Source organism: Pseudomonas sp. Z8(2022) (assembly GCF_025837155.1).
Taxonomy (GTDB): Bacteria; Pseudomonadota; Gammaproteobacteria; order Pseudomonadales; family Pseudomonadaceae; genus Aquipseudomonas.
The window spans coordinates 4,129,648-4,152,215 of sequence record NZ_CP107549.1; the positions used below are offsets into that span (position 1 = coordinate 4,129,648).

At 64.0% G+C, this 22,568-nt stretch carries 23 protein-coding genes; 10 read left to right on the forward strand and 13 right to left on the reverse strand.

Features of this window, described 5'->3' with window-relative positions:
- Positions 1 to 205 precede the first annotated feature (205 nt).
- The 3 genes from rho to OEG79_RS19550 form a co-directional block, all read right to left on the reverse strand.
- Positions 206 to 1,465 (reverse strand): transcription termination factor Rho, encoded by a 1,260-nt coding sequence (gene rho, locus OEG79_RS19540; RefSeq protein WP_264146593.1) that lies wholly within the window; start codon positions 1,463 to 1,465, stop codon positions 206 to 208.
- A 230-nt stretch (positions 1,466 to 1,695) separates the two neighbouring features.
- Positions 1,696 to 2,022: a thioredoxin TrxA gene (gene trxA, locus OEG79_RS19545; protein WP_004373332.1), complete on the reverse strand. Its 327-nt coding sequence runs from the start codon at positions 2,020 to 2,022 to the stop codon at positions 1,696 to 1,698.
- A gap of 111 nt (positions 2,023 to 2,133) precedes the next feature.
- Positions 2,134 to 2,838, reverse strand: coding sequence for a FadR/GntR family transcriptional regulator (locus tag OEG79_RS19550; protein WP_264146594.1), 705 nt, complete (start codon positions 2,836 to 2,838; stop codon positions 2,134 to 2,136).
- A gap of 287 nt (positions 2,839 to 3,125) precedes the next feature.
- On the opposite strand from OEG79_RS19550, the gene OEG79_RS19555 reads away from it, so the two are divergent.
- The 6 genes from OEG79_RS19555 (at position 3,126) to ppx (ending at position 8,069) form a co-directional block, all read left to right on the forward strand.
- Positions 3,126 to 3,911 carry a transporter substrate-binding domain-containing protein gene (locus OEG79_RS19555; RefSeq protein ID WP_264146595.1) on the forward strand — a complete coding sequence of 262 codons (786 nt, stop codon included), beginning with the start codon at positions 3,126 to 3,128 and terminating at the stop codon, positions 3,909 to 3,911.
- A 20-nt stretch (positions 3,912 to 3,931) separates the two neighbouring features.
- Positions 3,932 to 4,597 carry an amino acid ABC transporter permease gene (locus OEG79_RS19560; protein WP_264146596.1) on the forward strand — a complete coding sequence of 222 codons (666 nt, stop codon included), beginning with the start codon at positions 3,932 to 3,934 and terminating at the stop codon, positions 4,595 to 4,597.
- Positions 4,594 to 5,244: an amino acid ABC transporter permease gene (locus OEG79_RS19565; protein WP_264148754.1), complete on the forward strand. Its 651-nt coding sequence runs from the start codon at positions 4,594 to 4,596 to the stop codon at positions 5,242 to 5,244. Before OEG79_RS19560 ends, OEG79_RS19565 begins: the two co-directional genes overlap by 4 nt.
- Positions 5,231 to 5,962, forward strand: coding sequence for an amino acid ABC transporter ATP-binding protein (locus OEG79_RS19570; RefSeq protein ID WP_264146597.1), 732 nt, complete (start codon positions 5,231 to 5,233; stop codon positions 5,960 to 5,962). Before OEG79_RS19565 ends, OEG79_RS19570 begins: the two co-directional genes overlap by 14 nt.
- Entirely contained in the window at positions 5,959 to 6,468 is a 510-nt protein-coding gene (locus OEG79_RS19575) for an ureidoglycolate lyase (RefSeq protein WP_264146598.1), read from the forward strand. The genes OEG79_RS19570 and OEG79_RS19575 overlap by 4 nt, the downstream gene beginning before the upstream one ends.
- Before the next feature lie 98 nt (positions 6,469 to 6,566).
- Positions 6,567 to 8,069: an exopolyphosphatase gene (gene ppx / locus OEG79_RS19580; protein ID WP_264146599.1), complete on the forward strand. Its 1,503-nt coding sequence runs from the start codon at positions 6,567 to 6,569 to the stop codon at positions 8,067 to 8,069.
- A 246-nt stretch (positions 8,070 to 8,315) separates the two neighbouring features.
- Here ppx and ppk1 read toward each other — a convergent pair whose 3' ends face one another.
- Both ppk1 and hemB read right to left on the reverse strand, forming a co-directional pair.
- Positions 8,316 to 10,499, reverse strand: a complete 2,184-nt coding sequence (gene ppk1 / locus OEG79_RS19585; RefSeq protein WP_264146600.1) for a polyphosphate kinase 1 — start codon at positions 10,497 to 10,499, stop codon at positions 8,316 to 8,318.
- 21 nt (positions 10,500 to 10,520) lie between these two features.
- Positions 10,521 to 11,531 carry a porphobilinogen synthase gene (gene hemB, locus OEG79_RS19590; protein WP_264146601.1) on the reverse strand — a complete coding sequence of 337 codons (1,011 nt, stop codon included), beginning with the start codon at positions 11,529 to 11,531 and terminating at the stop codon, positions 10,521 to 10,523.
- Positions 11,532 to 11,725: 194 nt separating this feature from the next.
- On the opposite strand from hemB, the gene OEG79_RS19595 reads away from it, so the two are divergent.
- A complete protein-coding gene (locus OEG79_RS19595) occupies positions 11,726 to 12,280 on the forward strand; it encodes a DedA family protein (RefSeq protein WP_264146602.1) in 555 nt (184 codons plus the stop codon).
- Here the strand turns inward: OEG79_RS19595 and OEG79_RS19600 are convergent.
- The gene (locus tag OEG79_RS19600; RefSeq protein ID WP_264146603.1) at positions 12,248 to 13,492 is read right to left on the reverse strand and encodes a sterol desaturase family protein; all 1,245 of its coding nucleotides are present in this window, start codon (positions 13,490 to 13,492) and stop codon (positions 12,248 to 12,250) included. The genes OEG79_RS19595 and OEG79_RS19600 overlap by 33 nt on opposite strands.
- 175 nt (positions 13,493 to 13,667) lie before the next feature.
- Between OEG79_RS19600 and elbB the strand changes: the two genes are divergently transcribed.
- Both elbB and OEG79_RS19610 read left to right on the forward strand, forming a co-directional pair.
- Complete coding sequence (elbB, locus tag OEG79_RS19605) at positions 13,668 to 14,333, forward strand: isoprenoid biosynthesis glyoxalase ElbB (protein WP_264146604.1); 666 nt, start codon at positions 13,668 to 13,670, stop codon at positions 14,331 to 14,333.
- Between the two features lie 116 nt (positions 14,334 to 14,449).
- Positions 14,450 to 14,917 (forward strand): thioesterase family protein, encoded by a 468-nt coding sequence (locus OEG79_RS19610; protein ID WP_264146605.1) that lies wholly within the window; start codon positions 14,450 to 14,452, stop codon positions 14,915 to 14,917.
- Positions 14,918 to 14,944: 27 nt separating this feature from the next.
- Here OEG79_RS19610 and OEG79_RS19615 read toward each other — a convergent pair whose 3' ends face one another.
- The 6 genes from OEG79_RS19615 to OEG79_RS19640 form a co-directional block, all read right to left on the reverse strand.
- Positions 14,945 to 15,394, reverse strand: coding sequence for a YaiI/YqxD family protein (locus OEG79_RS19615; RefSeq protein WP_264146606.1), 450 nt, complete (start codon positions 15,392 to 15,394; stop codon positions 14,945 to 14,947).
- 52 nt (positions 15,395 to 15,446) lie between these two features.
- Positions 15,447 to 15,782 carry an enhanced serine sensitivity protein SseB C-terminal domain-containing protein gene (locus tag OEG79_RS19620; protein ID WP_264146607.1) on the reverse strand — a complete coding sequence of 112 codons (336 nt, stop codon included), beginning with the start codon at positions 15,780 to 15,782 and terminating at the stop codon, positions 15,447 to 15,449.
- Positions 15,783 to 15,896: 114 nt separating this feature from the next.
- Positions 15,897 to 17,783, reverse strand: a complete 1,887-nt coding sequence (locus tag OEG79_RS19625) for an FTR1 family protein (protein ID WP_264146608.1) — start codon at positions 17,781 to 17,783, stop codon at positions 15,897 to 15,899.
- Positions 17,784 to 17,934: 151 nt separating this feature from the next.
- The gene (locus tag OEG79_RS19630; RefSeq protein ID WP_264146609.1) at positions 17,935 to 18,567 is read right to left on the reverse strand and encodes a LysE family transporter; all 633 of its coding nucleotides are present in this window, start codon (positions 18,565 to 18,567) and stop codon (positions 17,935 to 17,937) included.
- Positions 18,568 to 18,640: 73 nt separating this feature from the next.
- Complete coding sequence (locus tag OEG79_RS19635; RefSeq protein ID WP_264146610.1) at positions 18,641 to 19,180, reverse strand: mechanosensitive ion channel family protein; 540 nt, start codon at positions 19,178 to 19,180, stop codon at positions 18,641 to 18,643.
- Entirely contained in the window at positions 19,180 to 21,093 is a 1,914-nt protein-coding gene (locus tag OEG79_RS19640; protein ID WP_264146611.1) for an ATP-binding cassette domain-containing protein, read from the reverse strand. The genes OEG79_RS19635 and OEG79_RS19640 overlap by 1 nt, the downstream gene beginning before the upstream one ends.
- A 38-nt stretch (positions 21,094 to 21,131) precedes the next feature.
- On the opposite strand from OEG79_RS19640, the gene OEG79_RS19645 reads away from it, so the two are divergent.
- A complete protein-coding gene (locus OEG79_RS19645; protein WP_264146612.1) occupies positions 21,132 to 21,575 on the forward strand; it encodes a TIGR02444 family protein in 444 nt (147 codons plus the stop codon).
- On the opposite strand, the gene OEG79_RS19650 is transcribed toward OEG79_RS19645, so the two are convergent.
- Positions 21,572 to 22,516 (reverse strand): AlgP family protein, encoded by a 945-nt coding sequence (locus OEG79_RS19650; RefSeq protein ID WP_264146613.1) that lies wholly within the window; start codon positions 22,514 to 22,516, stop codon positions 21,572 to 21,574. The two genes, OEG79_RS19645 and OEG79_RS19650, sit on opposite strands and share 4 nt — an antisense overlap.
- Positions 22,517 to 22,568 lie beyond the last annotated feature (52 nt).

Here is a 22,568-nt window from a genome sequence, read left to right on the forward strand (position 1 = left end):
TTAGCGCCGAAGTGGGTCTTTCAGAAGGCTTGAAGCCGGCAGAAACGACAAGGCCGGGTTTCCCCGGCCTTGTGGCACTGCAATCGGATCGTAGCGAGCGGAGGTCAGGCAAGGCAAAAACAGGTGAGAGAGCGGAGTGTACGACTGTACATGAGCATCTTGAGTCTGTTTTTAACGCAGCATCACCTTCGCGCAGTAGATCCTCTTACTTGCGCTTCATCGACAGGAAGAACTCGTCGTTCGTCTTGGTCGCTTTCAGCTTGTCGATCAGGAACTCGATGGCGGCGATTTCGTCCATCGGGTGCAGCAGCTTACGCAGAATCCACATGCGCGACAGCTCTTCCTCGCCGGTCAGCAGCTCTTCGCGACGGGTGCCCGACTTGTTGATGTTGATCGCCGGGAAGGTGCGCTTCTCGGCCACACGGCGGTCGAGGATCAGCTCCATGTTGCCGGTGCCCTTGAACTCCTCGTAGATCACCTCGTCCATCTTCGAGCCGGTTTCGATCAGCGCGGTGGCGAGGATGGTCAGGCTGCCGCCTTCCTCGATATTGCGCGCGGCGCCGAAGAAGCGCTTCGGCTTCTCCAGGGCATGGGCGTCGACACCACCGGTGAGCACCTTTCCGGAGCTCGGGATCACGGTGTTGTAGGCACGGGCCAGACGGGTGATGGAATCGAGCAGGATGACCACATCCTTCTTGTGCTCGACCAGACGCTTGGCCTTCTCGATCACCATCTCGGCGACCTGAACGTGACGGGTCGGCGGCTCGTCGAAGGTGGAGGCGACCACTTCGCCGCGCACGGTGCGCTGCATCTCGGTCACTTCTTCCGGGCGCTCGTCGATCAGCAGAACGATCAGATGCACTTCCGGGTTGTTACGGGTGATGTTCGAGGCGATGTTCTGCAGCATGATGGTCTTGCCCGCCTTCGGCGGGGCGACGATCAGGCCGCGCTGGCCCTTGCCGATCGGCGCGCAGAGGTCGATCACGCGGCCGGTGATGTCCTCGGTGGAGCCGTTGCCGGCTTCCATGGTCAGGCGCTCGTTGGGGAACAGCGGCGTCAGGTTCTCGAACAGGATCTTGTTCTTGGCGTTTTCCGGGCGATCGAAGTTGATGCTGTCGACCTTGAGCAGGGCGAAGTAACGCTCGCCTTCCTTCGGCGGACGGATCTTGCCGACGATGGTGTCACCGGTACGCAGGTTGAAACGACGGATCTGGCTGGGCGAGACGTAGATGTCGTCGGGGCCGGCCAGATAGGAGGAGTCGGCGCTGCGAAGGAAGCCGAAACCGTCCTGGAGAATCTCCAGCACGCCGTCACCGGAAATTTCCTCGCCACTTTTGGCATGCTTTTTCAGCAGGGCGAAGATGATGTCCTGCTTGCGCGAACGGGCCATGTTTTCCAGGCCCATTTGTTCGGCCATGTCCAACAATTCGGCAATCGGCTTTTGCTTGAGTTCGGTCAGATTCATAGGAATGACGTGATCATCGAGAGGAGAAGAAAGCTGTTAGCTTGAGAGGCCGCGCCGCAGAGAAGGCGACAGGATCGCGAACGAATTCGTATAGGAATGAATCGGCGACGGCATGCAGAGAGCTGCATAGGAAGATGCAGCGAGGCCGAATTTAACACCGTGAAAAAACAGCGTCTAGCCCCGAAAACGAAAAACCCCGCTATATGGCGGGGTTTTCCAGTGCACTCGACTCAGATGTTGCTGTCGAGGAACGCAGCCAGCTGCGACTTGGACAGTGCGCCGACCTTGGTCGCTTCGACGTTGCCGTTCTTGAACAGCATCAGGGTCGGGATACCACGCACGCCGTACTTCGGCGGGGTTTCCTGGTTTTCGTCGATGTTCAGTTTGCAGATCTTCAGCTTGCCTTGGTAGTCCTTGGCGATCTCGTCGAGCACCGGTGCGATCATCTTGCACGGGCCGCACCACTCAGCCCAATAGTCGACCAGAACCGGACCCTCAGCCTGAATGACGTCCTGATCGAAGCTGGCGTCGCTGACGTTGGTGATGAATTCGCTCATGAGGGGTCTCCGTATATTCGGAAGCAAAAAAAGTGGCGCCATCATAGCCCGGCTTGAGTGACACCGAAAGGCGCTGACGATTGAGCCTTTCAATGGTCGCTAATGTACGCCTCAATCGCCAAGTGTGGCGAATGCGATGCCGGTGCGCAGCGCAGCGGCGCGGATATGCTGCTGCATGGCCTTCTGCGCCGGCCCGGCGGCGTGCCGGGCCAGGGCCTTGAGAATCTTGCGGTGCTCCTGCCAGGTTTCCATCGCCCGCTCCGGTCGGATGAACGGCAGCTTCTGACTTTCCAGGAAAATGTCCGCACTGGAAGTCACCAGGGCGAACATCGCCTGGTTGCCGCTGGCGGCGAGGATGCGCTGGTGGAACTCGAAGTCCAGGCGTGTCGCCTGCGCGAAATCGCCCGCGCGCAGCTCACGGCGCATCTGCTCGACGTTGTCTTCGAGGATGTCCAGCTCCTCGGCGGTCATCACTCCGGCCGCCAGGCCACAGGCGAAGCCCTCCAGAGCGAAGCGCAACTGAAAGGTGTCGGCGGCGGATACCTGAGCAGCGAACGGCCAGACGAAAGCACCGGCCGCCTCCCCTCTCGGTGCCTGCTGGACGAACACGCCCTTGCCGGCCTGCACGCTGACCAGGCCCAGCGCGCTGAGCGATGACAGCGCCTCGCGCAGCGAGGCACGGCTGACCCCCAGACGTTCGGCCAGGTCGCGCTGCGAAGGCAGCGCATCACCGGGGCGATAGCCCTCCTCTTCGATCAAACGGCGGATCGCCTGCAGGGCGTACTCGGGTACCGCACGGGGAGCAAAAGCATTCATGGCTGTTCGGGCCGGTCAGTCCAGTGAAGCCGCCTTTGTAAGGCCTGAATGACCCTCCAGGCAAGCAACGCACCCTTGTGGTACAGCCTGGCAGCAGAACGCACCGAGATGGCACAGAAGCGCTTCTGACCACCTGGTCAGCAACGCCAACTGTTCAGACCAGTAAGACCTTGCCCTCACTCGCCTGTAGCGATGAAAGCCCTGACTTCCCTGAACCTGGCACAGGCGATGCAGTGCATGACCCAAGCAAAACGCTTGAGTTTTCCTTTATTGATCGGGAGTTCGACATGCGCACCTTTCACCGCACACTGCTGGGTACCCTCTTCACCGCCCTGGCCTTCGGCGCCAGCACCGTTCACGCCGATGCGCTCGAAGACATCGGCAAGGCCGGCGTACTGAAAGTCGCCGTACCGCAGGATTTCCCGCCGTTCGGCTCGGTCGGCCCGGACATGAAACCGCGCGGCCTCGATATCGATACCGCGCAACTGCTGGCCGACAAGCTGGCGGTGAAGCTGGAGCTGACCCCGGTCAACAGCACCAACCGCATCCCTTTCCTCACCACCGGCAAGGTCGACCTGGTTATATCCAGCCTGGGCAAGAACCCCGAGCGTGAAGCAGTGATCGACTTCTCCGCCGCCTACGCGCCCTTCTACCTCGGCGTGTTCGGCCCGGAAGACGCCGCCATCGCCGGCCTCGACGACCTGAATGGCAAGACCATCAGCGTCACCCGCGGCTCCATCGAGGACATCGAGCTGAGCAACGTTGCCCCGAAAGGCGCCACCATCAAGCGCTTCGAGGACAACAACTCGACCATCGCCGCGTACCTCTCCGGCCAGGTCGAGCTGATTGCCAGCGGCAACGTGGTGATGGTGGCCATCTCCGAGAAGAACCCCAAGCGCGTGCCGAGCATGAAGCTCAAGCTCAAGGACTCGCCGGTATACGTCGGCGTGAACAAGAACCAGGCCGCACTGCTGGACAAGGTCAACACCATCATTGCCGACGCCAAGGCCGACGGCAGCCTCGAAGCGCTCAGCCAGAAATGGCTGAAGCAACCGCTGCCGGCCGGCCTCTGAGCCGCGCGGAGAACTGAGCCATGGCGTACCAGTTCGACTTCGCCGCCGTCCTGCAGCACAGCGATCTGCTGCTGCGGGGCGCGGCCTTCACCCTCGCGCTGACGGCGATCGGCACCCTGCTGGGGGTCGGTCTCGGCATCGTCGGGGCGATACTGCGCGCCTGGCGCATCCGCCCGTTCGACCGGATATTCGGCGTCTACGTGGAGCTGATCCGCAATACGCCGTTCATCGTCCAGCTGTTCTTCATCTTCTTCGGCTTGCCGTCGCTCGGTGTGCGCCTGAGCGAATGGGAGGCCGCCGTGCTGGCCATGGTGATCAACCTAGGCGCCTATTCCACGGAAATCATCCGCGCCGGCATCCAGGCCATCCCTCATGGCCAGCTCGAAGCCGCCAGCGCACTGGCCATGAGCCGCTTCGAGACGTTCCGCCACGTGGTGCTGCGCCCGGCGCTGGGCAAGGTGTGGCCGGCGCTGTCGAGCCAGATCATCATCGTCATGCTGGGTTCGGCGGTGTGCTCGCAGATCTCCACCGAGGAGCTGTCGTTCGCCGCCAACTTCATCCAGTCGCGCAACTTCCGCGCCTTCGAAACCTACCTGCTGACCACGGCGCTGTACCTGGTCATGGCCATCGGGATTCGCCAGTTGCTGGCCTGGGTCGGCCGCCGTTTCATCATGGGAGAGCGCTGATGGACTTCACCCTCTGGGACATCCTGCGCAATCTGCTGACCGGCCTGCAATGGACGCTGCTGCTGTCACTGGTGGCCTTCGTCTGCGGCGGCATCGCCGGTCTGCTGGTGTTGCTGGCGCGGCTATCGCCGTTATCGGCGCCGCGCATTCTCGCCCGTGGCTATATCGAACTGTTCCAGGGCACGCCGCTGCTGATGCAGTTGTTCCTGGTGTTCTTCGGTATCGCCCTGCTCGGCCTCGACGTGTCGCCCTGGCTGGCTGCAGCCACCGCACTGACGCTGTTCACCAGCGCCTTTCTCGCCGAGATCTGGCGCGGCTGCGTCGAGTCGATCAGCCGTGGCCAGTGGGAGGCGTCCGCAAGCCTGGCCATGAGCCGCCTGGAAACCCTGCGCCATGTGGTGCTGCCACAGGCGCTGCGCATCGCCGTGGCCCCCACCGTCGGTTTCTCCGTGCAGGTGGTCAAGGGCACCGCGGTGACCTCGATCATCGGTTTCACCGAGCTGACCAAGACCGGCAGCATGCTGGCCAACGCCACCTTCGAGCCCTTCATGGTCTACGGCTTCGTCGCTCTCGGTTACTTCCTGCTCTGCTACCCGCTCTCGCTCGCCGCATACCGCCTGGAAAGGAGGCTGAATGTCACTGCTTAACGTCACCGCCCTGCACAAGTACTACGGCGACAACCACGTGCTCAAGGGCATAGACCTCAAGGTCGAAGAAGGCGAAGTGGTCGCCATCATCGGCCGCAGCGGCTCGGGCAAGAGCACCTTTCTGCGCACCCTCAACGGCCTGGAATCGATCAACGATGGCGTGATCGAAGTCGACGGCGAGTACATCGATGCCGCACGCGCCGACCTGCGCAGCGTGCGACAGAAAGTCGGCATGGTGTTCCAGCAGTTCAACCTGTTCCCGCACCTGACCGTCGGCGAGAACGTCATGCTGGCGCCGCAGGTGGTGAAGAAGACCTCACGCGCCGAAGCCGAAAAAATCGCCCGGGGAATGCTCGAACGCGTCGGCCTGGAAGAGAAGTTCGACGCCTACCCCGAGCGCCTGTCCGGCGGCCAGCAACAGCGTGTGGCCATCGCCCGCGCGCTGGCCATGTCGCCACGAGTGCTGCTGTGCGACGAGATTACCTCGGCGCTCGACCCGGAGCTGGTCAACGAGGTGCTGGCGGTGGTCAAGCAACTGGCCAGCGAGGGCATGACCCTGATCATGGTCACCCACGAGATGCGCTTCGCCCGCGAAGTCGGTGACAAGCTGGTGTTCATGCACCAGGGCAAGGTGCACGAGATCGGCGACCCGAAAGCCTTGTTCGCTGCCCCGCAAACCGAAGAGCTGCGCAACTTCATCGGCTCGGTGAACCTGTGAACGCGCCAGCGCCACTACCGCTGCCGGTCGAGCAACTGACCCGCGAGGCCTTCGCGCCCTTCGGCGACGTGATCGAAACAGCCGGCGCCAACGCCTTCGCGATCAACGCCGGCACCACCACGCGCTACCACGACCTGGCTCAGGTGGAGCTGGCCGGCGAGGCGCCGCGTACCCTGGTCAACCTGTTCGAAGGCAAGGCCTGGCATGCCCCCATCGCCATCCGCATGCTCGAACGCCATCCGCTGGGCAGCCAGGCGTTCTATCCGGTCGACGGCGGGCGCATGCTGATCGTGGTCGCTCCGCCCGGGGAACTGGACGAGTCGAAAATACGTGCGTTCATCAGTGCGCCAGACCAGGGCGTGAACTATGCCCGCGGCACCTGGCACCACCCGTTGCTATGCCTGCAGCATCCTGGCCGTTTCCTGGTGGTGGATCGTGGCGGCGCGGGCCACAACTGCGACGAACAGCTTCTGAAACAGCCGCTGAGCGTGCCGAACCTGCGATAGCCACAGGTCTAGACCAGTTTCGTGCACGCACCCGAATGCGTTGGCTCATGCGCTCAGTCGTGGCAGGATGCGCGGAAATCGAACGAGATGCCGCAATCATGCCCCAAGCCCCTGCCGAGAGTTTTCCCCTGGTCGCCGCCATCGATCTGGGCTCGAACAGCTTCCATATGGTGCTGGCCAAGGCCGACAATCACGAAATTCGCATTGTCGAGCGCCTCGGCGACAAGGTTCAACTGGCGGCAGGTCTGGACGACGAGCGCCAGCTCAGTGAAGAGGCGATGCAGCGTGGCCTGGACTGTCTGCGCCGCTTCGCTCAACTCAGCAACAGCCTGCCGGAAGGCGCCGTGCGTATCGTCGGCACCAATGCCCTGCGTGAAGCGCGCAACCGCGCCGTGTTCATTCGCCGCGCCGAGGAGATTCTCGGCCATCAGGTCGAGGTGATTTCCGGCCGCGAAGAAGCGCGCCTGATCTATCTGGGAGTTTCCCACAGCATCGCCGATACCCCCGGCAAGCGCCTGGTCGCCGACATCGGCGGCGGCAGCACCGAGTTCATCATTGGCCAGCGTTTCGAGCCACTGCTGCGTGAAAGCCTGCAGATGGGCTGCGTCAGTTTCACCCAGCGCTACTTCAGGGACGGCAAGATCACCCCGGCGCGATATGCCCAGGCCTACACTGCTGCCCGCCTGGAGCTGATGGGCATCGAGCAGGGCCTGCGCCGCCTCGGCTGGGAAGATGCCGTGGGCGCCTCGGGCACCATCAAGGCCATTGGCCTGGCGACCAAGGCCGCCGGCCTGGGCAATGGCGAAGTCACGCTAGAAGGTCTGGCCTGGCTCAAGCGCAAGCTGTTCAAGCTCGGCGAGGTGGAGAAGATCAACCTCGACGGCATCAAGCCGGACCGCCGCGGCATCTTCCCGGCCGGCCTGGCGATTCTCGAGGCCATCTTCGATGCCTGCGAAATTCAGCGCATGAGCCACTCCGAAGGCGCGCTACGCGAAGGCGTGCTCTACGACCTGCTCGGCCGCCACCAGCACGAGGACGTGCGCGAGCGGACCCTGGCGGCGTTCATGGAGCGCTATCACGTCGACACCGATCAGGCCGGCCGGGTCGAGGCCAGGGCGCTGTCTGCACTGGACGAAGTGGCAACCGACTGGGGGCTCACCGACATCTGGCACCGCGAGCTGCTGAGCTGGGGTGCCAAGGTGCACGAGGTGGGTCTGGATATCGCCCACTACCATTACCACAAGCATGGCGCCTATCTGATCGAACACTCGGACCTGGCCGGGTTCTCCCGCCAGGACCAGCAGATGCTCGCCCTGCTGGTGCGCGGCCATCGACGCAACATCCCCCGTGACAAGTTCGCCGACTTCGGCGAGGACGGCGTCAAGCTGATGCGCCTGTGCGTGCTGCTGCGCTTTGCCATCCTGTTCCATCACATCCGTGGCACTCACGACATGCCGCAGGTGCAGTTCAAGGCCGGCGACAATAGTCTGGAAATCCTCTTCCCCGAAGGCTGGCTGGCGGCCAACCCGCTGACCCAGGCGGATTTCGAGGCCGAAGCCGAGTGGCTCAAGCGCATCGATCTGACCTTGAGCGTGCGTTGATCGGCTGATGCTTGCAGCGGGTCAGCCCGTAGCCCGGATGCAATCCGGGGCTCGAGAACGAAATACCCGCTGCTCCATGAAGAAGACGGCATGCTCCCGGCCTGATCGCCAGCGATCAGGCGCTCATCGACGCGGGAGCGGTGCGTCGCAAAGCTACAGCAGGCGGCCCTCAAAGCCCTCTCCCGCCCTTCGGGCACCCTCTCCCATAAATGGGAGAGGGTCATCAGATGGCCGCAAGCGGCTTTTCTAACGAGCGACGACGACCGGGGCCGTGAGCTTTTCCAGCAGGCCGGACTGCGCGCTGCGCGGGTTCTGGTTGCCGGTGGGCTGCAGACGCTGGTAGCGACCATCGGACTGCAGCACCCAGGCCTGGGTATTGTCGCTCAGGTAGCTTTCCAGCTCCTTCTTCACCCGGGTGATGAGCTTCTTGCCTTCCACCGGGAAGCAGGTCTCCACGCGCTTGTCGAGGTTGCGTTCCATCCAGTCGGCACTAGACAGGTAGACCAGTTCGTCACCGCCATTGAGGAAGTAGTAGATGCGGCTGTGCTCGAGGAAACGACCGACGATCGAGCGCACCTGAATGTTGTGCGACACCCCGGCGATGCCCGGGCGCAGACAGCACATGCCGCGCACCACCAGGTCGATCTTCACACCGGTCTGGCTTGCCTTGTACAGCGCACGGATGATCTTCGGATCGGTCAGCGCATTGACCTTGGCCATGATCTGCGCGGGCTTGCCCTCGGCCGCGGCGGCGGTCTCCTTGGCGATCAGGTCGAGCAGGGTCTTCTTCAGGGTGAAGGGCGCGTGCAGCAGCTTCTTCATGCGCAGGGTCTTGCCCATGCCGATCAGCTGGCTGAACAGCTTGCCGACGTCCTCGCCGAGCGCGACGTCGGCGGTGAGCATGCTGTAGTCGGTGTACAGGCGCGCGTTGCCGGCGTGGTAGTTGCCGGTGCCCAGATGCGCGTAGCGGCGGATCTCGCCGTTCTCGCGGCGCAGGATCAGCATCATCTTCGAGTGGGTCTTGAAGCCGACCACACCGTAGATCACTACCGCGCCGGCGGCCTGCAGGCGGCTGGCCAGGGCCAGGTTGGATTCCTCGTCGAAGCGCGCCCGCAGTTCGATCACCACGGTGACCTCCTTGCCGTTACGCGCAGCCTCTACCAGGGCATCGACGATCTCCGAGTTGGCCCCGGAACGGTACAGGGTCTGCTTGATCGCCAGCACGTGCGGGTCCTTCGCAGCCTGACGCAGCAGGTCCACTACCGGTGTGAAGGACTCGAACGGGTGCATCAGCAGGATGTCCTGCTTGCTGATGACGTTGAAGATGTTCTCGGCGTTCTGCAGCAGCTTGGGAATCACCGGGGTGAACGGCATGTATTGCAGTTGCGGGTGGTTATCCAGGCTGGTGATGGAGAACAGGCGCGTCAGGTTGACCGGGCCGTTGACCTGGTACAGCTCGCTCTCCGACAGGCCGAACTGCTTGAGCAACTGATCGGTGAGGTGTTTCGGGCAGGTGTCCACCACTTCCAGGCGCACCGCATCGCCATAACGGCGCGAGAACAGCTCGCCGCGCAGGGCACGGGCGAGATCCTCGACGTCCTCGGTGTCCACCGACAGGTCGGCGTTGCGGGTCAGGCGGAACTGATAGCAGCCCTTGACCTTCATGCCATGGAACAGGTCGTCGGCATGGGCGTGGATCATCGACGAGAGGAACACGTAGTTGTCACCGGGGCCACCCACCTCCTCCGGCACGCGGATCACCCGCGGCAGCGAGCGCGGCGCCGGGATGACAGCCAGACCGGAATCGCGGCCGAAGGCGTCGACACCCTCCAGCTCGACGATGAAGTTCAGGCTCTTGTTCACCAGCAGCGGGAAAGGGTGCGTCGGATCAAGGCCGATGGGGGTGATGATCGGCGCGATCTCGTCGCGGAAGTAGCGGCGCACCCAGGCCTTGAGCTTGGTGGTCCAGTAACGGCGGCGGATGAAGTTGATGTTGTGCTTGGCCAGCTCCGGAAACAGCGTGTCGTTGAGGATCGCGTACTGGCGCTCCACCTGCTCGTGCACCAACTCGGAAATCCGCGCCAGCGCCTGGTGCGGCTGCAGGCCGTCTGCGCCGGCCTGTTCACGGGCGAAATTGATCTGTTTCTTCAGGCCGGCGACGCGAATCTCGAAGAACTCGTCGAGGTTGCTGGAAAAGATCAGCAGGAACTTCAGGCGTTCGAGCAGTGGATAGGACTCGTCCAGCGCCTGCTCCAGCACCCGGATATTGAACTGCAGCTGCGACAGTTCGCGGTGGATGTACAGGCTGCTGTCATCCAGGCTGGGAATCGGGGCCGGCGGCGGGGTTTCCACCACCGGCGTCTCGGCGACCACCTCGACCGGAGGCGGGTTGTTGTCGAGCACTTCGCTGTTGAGTCCTTCGCTGTTCATCACTGGTTCCTGAGGGGACGATCACCCCTGTTTTAACAGTTCTGCCGCACGCACGGCGAAATAGGTGAGGATGCCATCGGCGCCGGCGCGTTTGAAGGCGGTCAGCGATTCGAGGATCACCGCCTCGCTGAGCCAGCCGTTCTGGATCGCGGCCATGTGCATGGCGTACTCGCCACTGACCTGATAGACGAAGGTCGGCACCTTGTAGGCGTCCTTGACCCGCCAGAGGATGTCCAGGTACGGCATGCCCGGCTTGACCATGACCATGTCGGCGCCTTCGGCCAGGTCGGCCGCCACTTCATGCAGCGCCTCATTGCCGTTGGCCGGATCCATCTGATAGCCGAGCTTGTTGCCCTTGCCGAGGTTCGCCGCCGAACCCACCGCATCGCGGAACGGGCCGTAGTAGGCGCTGGCGTACTTGGCCGAGTAGGCCATGATGCGCACGTTGACGTGCTCGGCCAGCTCCAGCGCTTCGCGGATCGCCTGCACACGGCCGTCCATCATGTCCGACGGCGCCACCACCTGCGCACCGGCTTCGGCATGCGACAGCGCCTGCTTGACCAGCGCATCGACGGTGATGTCGTTCTGCACGTAGCCGTTTTCGTCGAGGACACCGTCCTGACCGTGAGTGGTGAAGGGGTCGAGGGCGACGTCGCTGATCACGCCGAGCTCGGGGAATTTCGCGCGCAGGGCACGAATCGCGCGCTGGGCGATGCCGTCCGGGTTCCAGGCTTCGGCGCCGTCGAGGGATTTCTTCTCCAGCGGCGTGACCGGAAACAGCGCCAGCGCCGGAATGCCCAGCTCGACCCAGTGTTCGGCCGCCTGCAGCAGCAGGTCGATGGACAGGCGCTCGACGCCAGGCATCGACGGCACGGCTTCGCGGCGGTTTTCGCCGTCGAGGACGAACACCGGCAGGATCAGATCATCGACACTCAGGCGATGCTCGCGCACCAGGCGACGGGAGAAGTCGTCACGACGATTGCGACGCAGGCGGGTGGCGGGAAACAGGCGATTGGCGGGGGTAACGCTCACGGCAGACTCCAGAGCCCGCACGGGCGGGCCAGTGTGACGGTTATAAGCGACCATTATGACCAAATGATGAGGGTCACATGACCGCATGCGACGGCGGGTCGCACAGCCAGACGCGCATTGTGGCATGACGCGCCACCTTCCGGGTTCGTCACGGTCAGAGTAGTCTTCAGCACCTGCATCGTTGAGTGCACCGCATGCTCCAAGAACTGATCCGCCAGTTTGGCTATCCGGCACTGGTACTGGGCACCTTCCTCGAAGGCGAAGTGTCGCTGCTGCTGGCTGCCTACATGGCCGTGCGCAACGTGCTGGAAATCGAATGGGTGGCGCTGTGTGCCTTCCTCGGCACCTTCGCCAGCGATCAGCTGTGGTATTACCTCGGCCGCCGTCACGGTCGCGCCCTGCTGGCGCGCAAGCCACGCTGGCAGCCGCTGGGCGAGCGCGCCAGCGCGCTGATCAGACGCTATCCGGATCTGTGGGTCCTGTCCTTCCGTTTTCTCTACGGCCTGCGTACGGTGATGCCGCTGACCATCGGCCTGTCCGGCTATTCCTGGCGCCGCTACCTGCTGCTGGACGCCATCGGCGCCGGCGTCTGGGCCGGCGGCATCAGTCTGCTGGCCTACAGCCTGGGCAACGCCATGGGCGGATTGCTGGAGGAGCTGCGCAACTATCAGGTCATCCTGCTGGCCGCCGTGGTGCTGCTGCTCACCCTCGCCTGGCTATACCGGTGGCGTCAGCGCCGGCGTGGCTGAACCACGAACCCACCAGATACCCAGCAGACTGACCAGGCTGTAGGCGATCAGCCAGGTCCAGATCCCTGTATTCAGCGCCAACATGCCCAGTTCACCGGCCAGCCAGAAGGCCGGCAGGTTGCTCGCCAGACGCAGGTACTCCAGCCGCCGGGCGTTGCTGCGGTTCTCCAGCCACAGGCCGATGCTGCACAGGCCCAACATGAGCCACAGGCAGGCCAGCAATACCGCACCCAGCGGCAGAGCGTCGCCCTGCGCCATCAGCCATACGCCGGCCAACAGATAGCAAACGAACTGCAGCAAGGCGTAGACCTGCGCTCCGCGCCCCAGCGGCACCTCGAACTTGCGGAAGTTGCTCAGATCAGCCTTGGCCTGCGGATAGCGCGCCGCCACGTCGGCCGGGCGCCAGCCGGTCGGCATGAACCAGATGCGCAGGCGATCCCACCAGGAACCGGCGCGCCTGGCGTCGTTCCACAGCCCGGCGTAGACCTGCAGATTGGCCCACAGCGGGTTCCAGCTGGCTAGCGGCACGGTAACGCCGAAGATCACCGGCTCCTCGTCGAGCTCCTCCTGGAAGGTGCCAAAAATTCGGTCCCAGACAATGAACACACCGCCGTAATTGCGATCCATGTAGATAGGATTCTGCGCATGGTGCACGCGGTGGTTGGACGGGCTGATGAACACCCACTCGAACCAGCCCAACTTGGGGATGTGGCGAGTATGCACCCAGAACTGATAGAGCAGGTTAAGCGCAGCTACGGTGAGGAAGACCAGCGGCGGGACACCAACCAGAGCCATGGGCAGATAGAAGATCCAGCTGAAGATGAACCCGGTACTGGTCTGACGCAAGGCAGTGGAAAGGTTGTAGTCCTCGCTCTGGTGGTGCACCGCATGTGCGGCCCAGAGCACGTTGCGCTCGTGGCTCAGGCGATGGTTCCAGTAGTAGCAGAAGTCGTAGAAGACGAAGGCGAAGACCCACACCCAGAGGCTGTTTTCGGGCAGTTCGAACAGCGCCAGGTGTTCCCAGGCGAAGGCGTAGGTGAGCAGGCCGACCACCTTGGTGAGTATCCCGGTGACCTGCGACAGTACGCCTGCGCTGAGGCTGTTGAGGGAGTCGGCCAGGCGATAGGTGCGCATGCCGCGCCAGCGGTCAGCGAGCAGTTCCAGACCGATAAGCAGAAAGAAGAAGGGCACTGCATAGAGAACGTAATTCATGACTGCGCCATATCGTTGTACTTGTGTCGGGAATGAGCTGTTATTCATCCTATGCGCAGCTTCGCCAGGCTTCGCGGCAGCAAATGACAGCCCGGGTGGCATTTGGCGACAACCCGGAAACCGGTAATACCCGCGCCCGCTTCACGGTCGCGTCCTTCCTCACCAGGAGTCGAGCATGAGCAAGAAAGTGGCAGTGATTCTGTCCGGCTGTGGCGTCTACGATGGCGCCGAGATCCATGAAAGCGTGATCACCCTGTTGCGCCTCGACCAGCGTGGCGCCGAAGTCCAGTGTTTCGCCCCCAACGTGCCGCAATTGCACGTGGTCGATCACTACAGCGGCGACGAGATGGACGAGACGCGCAACGTCCTGGTGGAGTCCGCACGCATCGCCCGCGGCAAGATCAAGGACGTCAAGGAGCTGCGCGCGGCGGAGTTCGACGCGCTGATCCTGCCCGGCGGCTTCGGCGTGGCGAAGAACCTTTCCGACTTCGCCACCGGCGGCGCGAACTGCAGCGTGCAGTCGGACGTCCTGGACGCGTGCAAGGCCTTCGTCGACGCAGGCAAGCCGGTCGGCCTGATGTGCATCGCGCCGGCCCTGGCGGCGAAGATCTTCGGCGCCGGCGTGGTATGCACCATCGGCAGCGATCACGACACCGCCGCCGCCCTGACCCAGATGGGCGCCGAGCATCAGGAGTGCGAGGTCAGCGACATCATCGAGGACGAGCAGCGCAAGCTGGTGACCACGCCCGCCTACATGCTCGCCCAGTCCATCGCCGAGGCGGCATCGGGCATCAACAAACTGGTCGACCGCGTACTGGAGCTGACCCACCAGCAAGACTGACCAGGCACCACTCGCAGGGCGCTTCGGTCAATGGTCAGGGCAGTCCGGCCGCAGCCCTGGCCAATCTCGCCAGGCTGCGGCAGCGTGACAGACACCTGATTTTTCGGAGTGTCACGATGCCGCAAGCCTTCACCCTGGACGCCGACCTGCAACAGGCGGTGACCACCTTCTTCCAGCGCATCCCGTTCAACCAGCTGCTCGGTATCGAAATCGATGAACTGAGCGAAGAGCAGGTGATCATGCACCTGCCGATGAAGCCCGAGCTGATCGGCAACTACCTCCACGGCATTCTGCACGGCGGCGTGATCTCATCACTGCTCGATGTCTGTGGCGGCGCCATGGCACTGATCGGTGCCTTCGCCAACCACCAGCACCTGCCGGCGGCCGAGCGCATGAACAGATTGTCCAAGCTCGGCACCATCGACCTGCGCATCGACTACCTGCGCCCCGGACGCGGCCAGCGCTTCACCGCCACGGCCATGCCGCTGCGCGCCGGCAACAAGGTGGCGGTGATCCGCATGGAGCTGCACAACGACGAAGGCGTGCTGGTGGCCGTGGGTACCGGCACCTATCTGTGCGGCTAGCGAAACGCTCTCGGATGGTCAGGGCATCTAGCGACTCAAGCGCGTGAGAATCCGATCCAGCGCATTGGCGAAGGCCTGACGATCCTTCTCCGAGTAGGGCGCCTGGCCGCCGCCAACCTGGCCCTGCTCGCGCAAGTCGGTGAACAGGTTGCGCACCGCCAGGCGCTCGCCCATGTTGCGCTCATCGAACTCTCGGCCACGCGGGTCGAGCGCAGCGACGCCCTTCTTCACCAGGCGGTCAGCCAGCGGCACATCACTGCAGATCACCAGCTCGCCGGGCACGGCGTGCTCCACCAGGTGATCGTCGGCCGCATCCGGACCGCTGGGCACCACGATCAGCTTCACGCAGGCGAAGTTCGGCCGGACCACGGCCTGCCCGGCAACCAGCACCACTTCGAAGCCCCGCTTGAGGGCGAACTTGACCACCTGATCCCGCGCCGCCCGAGGGCAGGCGTCGGCGTCGATCCATACACGCATGCAGCAACTTCCGCAGAGAAACCAGCGCTCAGTATGCCAGCAGGCGAACGGCTCAGGCGTTGTAGAACGGCTGGCAGCGCTCGCGTACGGCGCGCGACAGGCTGTCGTCGGCCAGTTCGATCAGATCCAGCTCCACCTCATCCGGCAACAGCTCGGCCACCAGCGCGGCCAGGCGCCGCTGCCCGCTCTGATCGGCCCCGGAGACTGCCAGCAGCAACCTGGGTTGCGGGCCGATGGCCGGATCGCGCAATGCAGCAAGAAAGGCCTCGCGCACGGCGAGCTGGGCACAGGCCGCAGACAGCGCCTGCTCCAGAGAGGGGTGACGCAGAGCAGCCAGCGCCAGGTCAGGACTGTCGGCGTAATGAGCGGAATGGATCGAGGAAGACATGCGTGCACTCGGCAAGAGATTTGCGACCAGCCTAGGGGCACAGAGAGTCGCTGTCGTGGCAGCCGTTCACGCTATTGGGGTAACGAGGGCGATAAATCGCCCCCGTATCTTTCTTCAGCCCTGCCTAGGCAGATACCGACGCTGCCCCAACCAGCTGCGTCCATACAGCAGAGCGATTCCCGCCAGCGCCAGGCCTTGCGCCGACAGGCTCCAGGCATCGGCATAGATGCCCAGCCAGTCGAACTCGAAGAACGCCACCGGGCGCGTGCCGAGCACGCCGGCTTCCTGCAGTGCAGCCACACCGTGGCCGGCGAAAACCACCGACAGCACACACAGCAGCACTGCATTGATGCCGAAGAAGGTCGCCATCGGCAGTTTGCGCGAGCCGCGCAGGATCACCCAGGCCAGGCCGATCAGCAATACCAGCGCGGCAGCAGCACCGGCCAGTACAGCACCGTGTCCGGCCGGGCCGGCCTGCAGCCACAGGGTTTCGTAGAACAGGATGACTTCGAACAGCTCGCGATAGACCGAGAAGAACGCCAGTACGGCGAAGCCGAAGCGACCACCACCGCCGACCAGGCTGCTCTTGATGTAGTCCTGCCAGGCTGCGGCGTGGCGACGATCATGCATCCACACACCGACCCACAGCAGCACCACGCTGGCAAATAGCGCGGTGATGCCTTCGAGCAGTTCGCGCTGGGCGCCGCTGACATCGATAACGTAAGCCGCCAGCGCCCAGGTACCGACCCCGGCGAGCAGCGCCATTCCCCAACCGATGTGCACGCTGCGCACTGCCTGCTGCTGATCGGTGTTGCGCAGGAAGGCAAGAATCGCCGCCAGCACCAGAATGGCTTCCAGCCCCTCGCGCAGCAGGATCAGCAGGCTGGCGAAGAAGCTCAGGCTGGCGTCCATGACGCTCTCGGCGAGCAGTGCCGCGGACTTGTCCAGCTCGACTCTGGCCTGCTCCAGCGCCTGAGCCGCCTGGCCGATACCGGCACCATCCTGCAGCGCCTGCCGATAGGCCATCAGGGCTCGTTCGGTGGTCTTGCGCTGCGCAGCATCGAGGTTGTCGAGAGCACTTTCGACCAGCTCGAAGCCTTCCAGATAGGCACCGACGGAAAGGTCATAGGCCTGCTCGCGATCACCATCGCGGTAGGCCTGCAGACTGCGCTCCAGGGTGTCGCGGGTGTAGCCGATCAGTTGCTGCGGGCCGCGCTGCTCCAGCACTGGATGGGCACGCAGGGCGCGAAATGCGGCGACATCGCCACCGCTGGCGGCGATCTCGGCCGGCGTGCGACCGGCCAGCTCACTCATGGCGAAGCGCGTCTGCCCCTGCGCCGGCGCTGCGGTAAAGCCGGCGATGTAAACCGCCAGATCCCAACGCTGACGATCATCGAGCTGGTCGGCAAAGGACGGCATGTCGGTGCCCTCGATACCCAACCCCAGGGTGTTGTAGAGATCGAAGAGGCTCAACCGATCCAGACGCGCGACGTCACGCAGATTGGCCGGCGGCGGCTCCAGGCCAATCCCCGCCGGTCCGTCACCCAGCCCGGTGTCGCCATGGCACACCGAACAGTGCTGGGCGTAGAGCGGCTCACCACGTTGCGGATCCGGCGTCAGCACCGGTGTCAGCGGCACCTGATAGAGCTCGACCAGACGCGCCCCCAGTTGCCGCGCGGCGCTGGACACTTCCTCGCCCGGCTGCCGCTGGAGAACGGCCTGGCGCAGGTCAGCCACATCCTGCTCCAGATCGGCGCGCCCTGCCTGAGCTGGCAGGGCAACGATGAGGCCCTGCAGTACATCGAGAAATTCCAGTTGTTCCTGGTATTCGCCAGTGTCGATCACCTGGCCAGCGGCAACGGTGGCCGGGTAGTCAGCGCCGATATAACCGATCAGATGCAACGCCTGCGCGGCGTCGAGAGGTTCGCCAACGGCGAGAAAGCTGAGGCAGGCCAGCAGCGGCAGCATCAGCCAGGAAAGAGAGAGACGGAAACGAGTCATCAATGCATCCCAAATGAGAATGGGTGGCATTAAATTGTTGCCTGCCTAACGACTCAGCACAAGGGAGATGTGAAATATTTCGTAACACTCGGCCGAACAGAGCGTTGCAGTGGCTGACCTCGACCAGCAGGAAGTCGAGGTCGAAAGACGCTCAGACGGCGGCGCGCTTGACCGTGGCCAGGAGGCCGGCAGCAGCGGCGAACAGCGCGGCGAAACTGCGATTCATCACCCGTTGCTGACGCGGGGTACGCAGCAGGCGCAGTACGCGCGAGGCAAGACCGGTGTAGCCGGCCATGACGATCAGGTCCACGCTGATCATGGTCACGCCCATCATCAGATACTGCGCCAGCAGAGGTGCATGCGGATCGATGAACTGCGGCAGTACCGCGAGCATGAAGACGATGGCCTTGGGGTTGCTGAAATTGACCAGAAAACCGCGCAACACCAGCGCCAGGGGCCGGCCGATCGGTCGCTCCGCCGCACCGGTATCCAGATCGCTGGGAATGGCGACCCACTGTTTGTAGGCGAGGAATGCCAGATAGCCCACGCCGAACCACTTGATCAGGCTGAAGGCCAGCGCCGAGGTAGCCAGAATGGCGCCCACACCCGCCGCGACGATGGCGATCTGCAGCGCCAGACCAAGCTGCAGGCCGAGTGCGTTCCAGTAACCGCGCCAGAAGCCATACTGCATGCCAGCCGACATCGAGGCCACGGCACCGGCCCCCGGCGACAGGCTGATCACCCAGCAGGCAACGAAGAAGGCGAGCCAGGTTTCCAAAGCCATGATGCGTACCTCGAGAAGCTCAAATCAGGGAAACCGCACAGCCTACTCCTGCTCCGCGGTATCGACCAGTAGCTCAGCGCCAGCGGCGTACGGACTTCTGGAAGAACAGGCTGTTGGGAACCTGCAGCAGGGCGCCGGCGGCGTCCTCACTGAGATCCTGCAGGGTGGTGTAGAACAGGTTGATGGATATCACCCTGCCTTTCACGCCGGGCTTGTCGGCACTCTCGATGACCTCGACGGTATCGCCCAGGCGAAACGGTCCCATGGTGAAGATCAGCAATGCGCAGAACATGTTCGACAGCACGCTCCAGATGGCGAAGAACGCCACCGCAGCGACAGCGGTGAAACCGGTCAGCGCCGTCCACAGGACATTCGCCGATACCCCCAGACGCTCCAGCACCATGAGCAGCGCACTGCCCATGATCAGCCAGCGCACCAGGCCACGCAGCGGTTGCAGCACCTCTGCCGGCAACAGGCTGTAGCGCGCGCCGAGGCGGCTGATGGCTCGGGTAAGAATGCGCTGGGCGATCCACGCCAGCAGGATGATCAGCAGCACCTGGCCGGCGCGAATCAGCGGATCGCGCCAGGCCGCCAGCAACTCAAGCTGTTCCATTACTCGGTTTCCTCCAGTTGTTGCTGCAACGCCTCCAGGGTCTCCAGAGCCGATAGCCAGGCCTCCTCCAGCTCGGCCTCGCGGGCCTTGAGCTGCGCCTGTTCGGCCAGACGCTCGCGCAGCTCGTCCTTGCGCGCAGACTCGTACAGAGCGCTATCGCCCAACTGAGCTTCCACAGCCGCGAGCTTTTCCTGCACCTTGCCCAGTTCCTGTTCGAGCTTCTCGGCCTGTTTCTTGTGCGGCGCCAACTGCTGGCGCAGCGCCGCCGCGGCCTGACGCTGCGCGCGCTTGTCGGTCTTGTCCGCAGCACCTTCAACCGGTGCGCTGGGCGGCGCCTGGCGCTGACGGTAGTCGATCAGCCAACGCGCGTAGTCGTCCAGATCGCCGTCGAACGGCGTCACGCGACCATCGGCGACCAGCAGGAACTCGTCAGTGGTGCTCTTGAGCAGGTGACGGTCGTGTGAAACCACCACCACGGCACCGGCGAACTCCTGCAGGGCCATGGTCAGCGCCAGACGCATTTCCAGGTCGAGGTGGTTGGTCGGCTCGTCGAGCAGCAGCAGGTTGGGCTTGCCCCAGGCAATCAGCGCCAGGGCGAGGCGCGCCTTCTCGCCACCGGAGAAGTTCACCACCGGCTCGTCGCAGCGCGCACCGCGGAAGTCGAAACCACCGAGGAAATCGCGCAGCGTCTGCTCGCGCTCGGTCGGCGCGATGCGTTGCAGGTGCAGCAGCGGGCTGGCCTTGTCATCGAGGGCGTCGAGCTGGTGCTGGGCAAAGTAGCCGATCACCAGATTCTCGCCGCGGGTCAGGCTGCCGCCGAGCGGCTGCAGCTCAGCGGCGAGGTTCTTGATCAGCGTCGACTTGCCTGCACCGTTGGGACCGAGCAGACCGATGCGCGCGCCCGGCACCAGACTCAGCTTGACCTGCTGCAGCACGGCCTTGTCGCCGTAACCCAGGCGACCTTCGCTGAGGCTCAGCAGGGGCGTGGAGATTTTCTCGGCCTCGCGGAAGACGAAGTCGAACGGCGAGTCGACATGCGCCGCGCTCAGCTCCTCCATGCGCTCCAGCGCCTTGATCCGGCTCTGCGCCTGACGGGCCTTGGTAGCCTGGGCCTTGAAGCGGGCGATGTACTTTTCCATGTGCGCACGCTGCGCCTGCTGCTTCTCGTAGGCCTGTTGCTGCTGGGCCAGACGTTCGGCACGGGTACGCTCGAAAGCCGTATAACCACCGCGATACAGGTTCAGCTTGCGCTGCTCGACGTGGGCAACATGATCGACCACGGCATCGAGAAAATCGCGGTCGTGGGAAATCAGCAGCAAGGTACCGGGATAGCTTTGCAGCCAGCCTTCGAGCCAGAGAATGGCATCCAGGTCCAGGTGGTTGGTCGGCTCGTCGAGCAGCAGCAGATCGGACGGGCACATCAGCGCCTGGGCCAGGTTCAGGCGCATGCGCCAGCCACCGGAGAAGTCGCCGACGCGGCGGTCCATCTGTGCGTTGTCGAAGCCCAGACCGGCCAGCAGCTTGCGTGCGCGGGCATCGGCGGTGTAGCCGTCGGCGCTGTCCAGCTCGCTGTGCAGGCGGGCGATCGCGGCGCCGTCGTGGCTCTGCTCGGCAGCGGCCAGCTCAGCCTGCACGCGGCGCAGGTTGTGGTCACCGTCGAGCACATAGTCCACAGCCAGTCGGTCGAGGTTGTCGACCTCCTGACGCATATGGGCGATGCGCCAGTCGCCGGGCAGCAGACAGTCACCGGCATCCGGTGTCAGCTCGCCACGCAGGAGGGCGAACAGGCTGGATTTGCCGGCGCCGTTGGCACCGATCAGGCCGGCCTTGTGACCGGCGTGCAGAGTCAGCTCGGCGCCTTCGAGCAGGCGTTGCGGACCACGCTGTAGTGTGAGGTTCTGGAGTCGGATCATAATGGCCGCGGAGTCTATCAAATCGCCCCGGAGGCCGCGTGCAGGATCTGTGGAATTTCGCCCTCGAACGCTACGCCAGATCGGGCGTGGAGCAGGCCTGCCTGCAGTTGCAGGAGGCAGGTAGCGACGTCTGTCTGCTGCTGACCGGCGCCTGGTTGCAGGGGCGGGGCGTACGCTGCCTGGATCAACGCCTGTGCGCATTGAGGAACGTGGCCGGCCCCTGGCAACGCGAAGTGATCTCGCCCTTGCGTCAGACACGACGCGACTGGCGCGCGGCTGCAGGCCAGGACACCGAGTTGGCTGCCTTGCGCGAACAGGTCAAGAAACTGGAATTGCAGGCCGAGCGGGTGTTGTTCGAACGATTGCAGGCGCTGGCCGAAGGCTGGCCCGCCGAAGCGAGCGAAGATGACTGGCTGATTCGTCTGGCCGGAAACGACAGCGCCGCGCTGCAGGTGCTGCGCGACGCCGTCAATCAGCCTTAGGATGCGCTGGGAGCACCGCTGTCGGCGCTCACGGCAGGCGCCGCTGCGGCAGCCGGCGTGGCCGGTGCGGAAGCGGGCTTGGCCGCCGCAGGCTTGACCGGAGCCTTCTTCGCAGGTGCTTTCACTGCAGCCGGCTTCTTCGCCACGGCGGGCTTGCTGGCAGGCTTGGCAGGTGCCGCCTTGGCAGCGGGCTTCGCAGCAGGTTTGGCGGCTGCCGACTTGGTCGCTGCTGGCTTGGTGGCAGGCTTACTGGCCGTAGCTGGCTTAGCTGACGCTTTTGCTGCGGCCGGTTTTGCAGCCGGCTTGGCGGCAGGTTTGGCAGCAGCCTTGGGCGCGGCGGGTTTGGGCGCGGCGGCCTTGCCGGCAGCAGGTCTGACCGCTGGCTTACCGGCTACCGCGGGCTTTGCAGCCGGTTTGCTGGCCGATTTGGCAGCAGCGGGTTTGGCCGGAGCCTTCTTCACCGGTGCCTTTGCAGCAGCGGGCTTCTTCGCTGCGGCCGGTTTGCTCGCAGGCTTGGCTGCCGGCGCGGCGGCCTTGGCTTCACGTGCATCCAGCGCCTTGCCGGCGGCTTCCTTCACTTTGCCAACGCCCTGCGCCAGCTTCAGACTTTCCTGAGCGTCGCGCTTGAGCTGGACGATGTAACCACGGGTTTCGCTCTGGCGGCTCTTGAGCGCGTCGAGCAGCTCTTCCAGCTCGGCGACGGCATCCTTGGCCCTGGCTTGCGCCTTGGCCTTGCCAGCGACAGCGGCGTCCTGCAGCTTGGTGCGCGCCTTGCGCAGTTTTTCCTGGGCCTTGCCGCGCTGCTTCTCCAGCTTGGCAAGCAGTTTCTCGGCGTCGGTCAGCGCTTGCGAGCAGGCATTTTCAAGGTGTTCGAGCAGGCTGGCAGACAATTGATGCAACAGGTGCAACGGGGTGGTCACAGACTTCTTCTTGGCCGACATGGCGCGCCTCCTGGCGGATGTGGATGAGCCCATACTAGACGCAGGCGGGACG

Bases quoted from the DNA above. Each gene is read 5' to 3' on its own strand.
- rho (WP_264146593.1), bottom strand. From the start codon at position 1,465: ATGAATCTGACCGAACTCAAGCAAAAGCCGATTGCCGAATTGTTGGAC.
- trxA (WP_004373332.1), bottom strand. From the start codon at position 2,022: ATGAGCGAATTCATCACCAACGTCAGCGACGCCAGCTTCGATCAGGAC.
- OEG79_RS19550 (WP_264146594.1), bottom strand. From the start codon at position 2,838: ATGAATGCTTTTGCTCCCCGTGCGGTACCCGAGTACGCCCTGCAGGCG.
- OEG79_RS19555 (WP_264146595.1), top strand. From the start codon at position 3,126: ATGCGCACCTTTCACCGCACACTGCTGGGTACCCTCTTCACCGCCCTG.
- OEG79_RS19560 (WP_264146596.1), top strand. From the start codon at position 3,932: ATGGCGTACCAGTTCGACTTCGCCGCCGTCCTGCAGCACAGCGATCTG.
- OEG79_RS19570 (WP_264146597.1), top strand. From the start codon at position 5,231: ATGTCACTGCTTAACGTCACCGCCCTGCACAAGTACTACGGCGACAAC.
- ppx (WP_264146599.1), top strand. From the start codon at position 6,567: ATGCCCCAAGCCCCTGCCGAGAGTTTTCCCCTGGTCGCCGCCATCGAT.
- ppk1 (WP_264146600.1), bottom strand. From the start codon at position 10,499: ATGAACAGCGAAGGACTCAACAGCGAAGTGCTCGACAACAACCCGCCT.
- OEG79_RS19595 (WP_264146602.1), top strand. From the start codon at position 11,726: ATGCTCCAAGAACTGATCCGCCAGTTTGGCTATCCGGCACTGGTACTG.
- OEG79_RS19600 (WP_264146603.1), bottom strand. From the start codon at position 13,492: ATGAATTACGTTCTCTATGCAGTGCCCTTCTTCTTTCTGCTTATCGGT.
- elbB (WP_264146604.1), top strand. From the start codon at position 13,668: ATGAGCAAGAAAGTGGCAGTGATTCTGTCCGGCTGTGGCGTCTACGAT.
- OEG79_RS19610 (WP_264146605.1), top strand. From the start codon at position 14,450: ATGCCGCAAGCCTTCACCCTGGACGCCGACCTGCAACAGGCGGTGACC.
- OEG79_RS19615 (WP_264146606.1), bottom strand. From the start codon at position 15,394: ATGCGTGTATGGATCGACGCCGACGCCTGCCCTCGGGCGGCGCGGGAT.
- OEG79_RS19620 (WP_264146607.1), bottom strand. From the start codon at position 15,782: ATGTCTTCCTCGATCCATTCCGCTCATTACGCCGACAGTCCTGACCTG.
- OEG79_RS19625 (WP_264146608.1), bottom strand. From the start codon at position 17,783: ATGACTCGTTTCCGTCTCTCTCTTTCCTGGCTGATGCTGCCGCTGCTG.
- OEG79_RS19630 (WP_264146609.1), bottom strand. From the start codon at position 18,567: ATGGCTTTGGAAACCTGGCTCGCCTTCTTCGTTGCCTGCTGGGTGATC.
- OEG79_RS19635 (WP_264146610.1), bottom strand. From the start codon at position 19,180: ATGGAACAGCTTGAGTTGCTGGCGGCCTGGCGCGATCCGCTGATTCGC.
- OEG79_RS19640 (WP_264146611.1), bottom strand. From the start codon at position 21,093: ATGATCCGACTCCAGAACCTCACACTACAGCGTGGTCCGCAACGCCTG.
- OEG79_RS19650 (WP_264146613.1), bottom strand. From the start codon at position 22,516: ATGTCGGCCAAGAAGAAGTCTGTGACCACCCCGTTGCACCTGTTGCAT.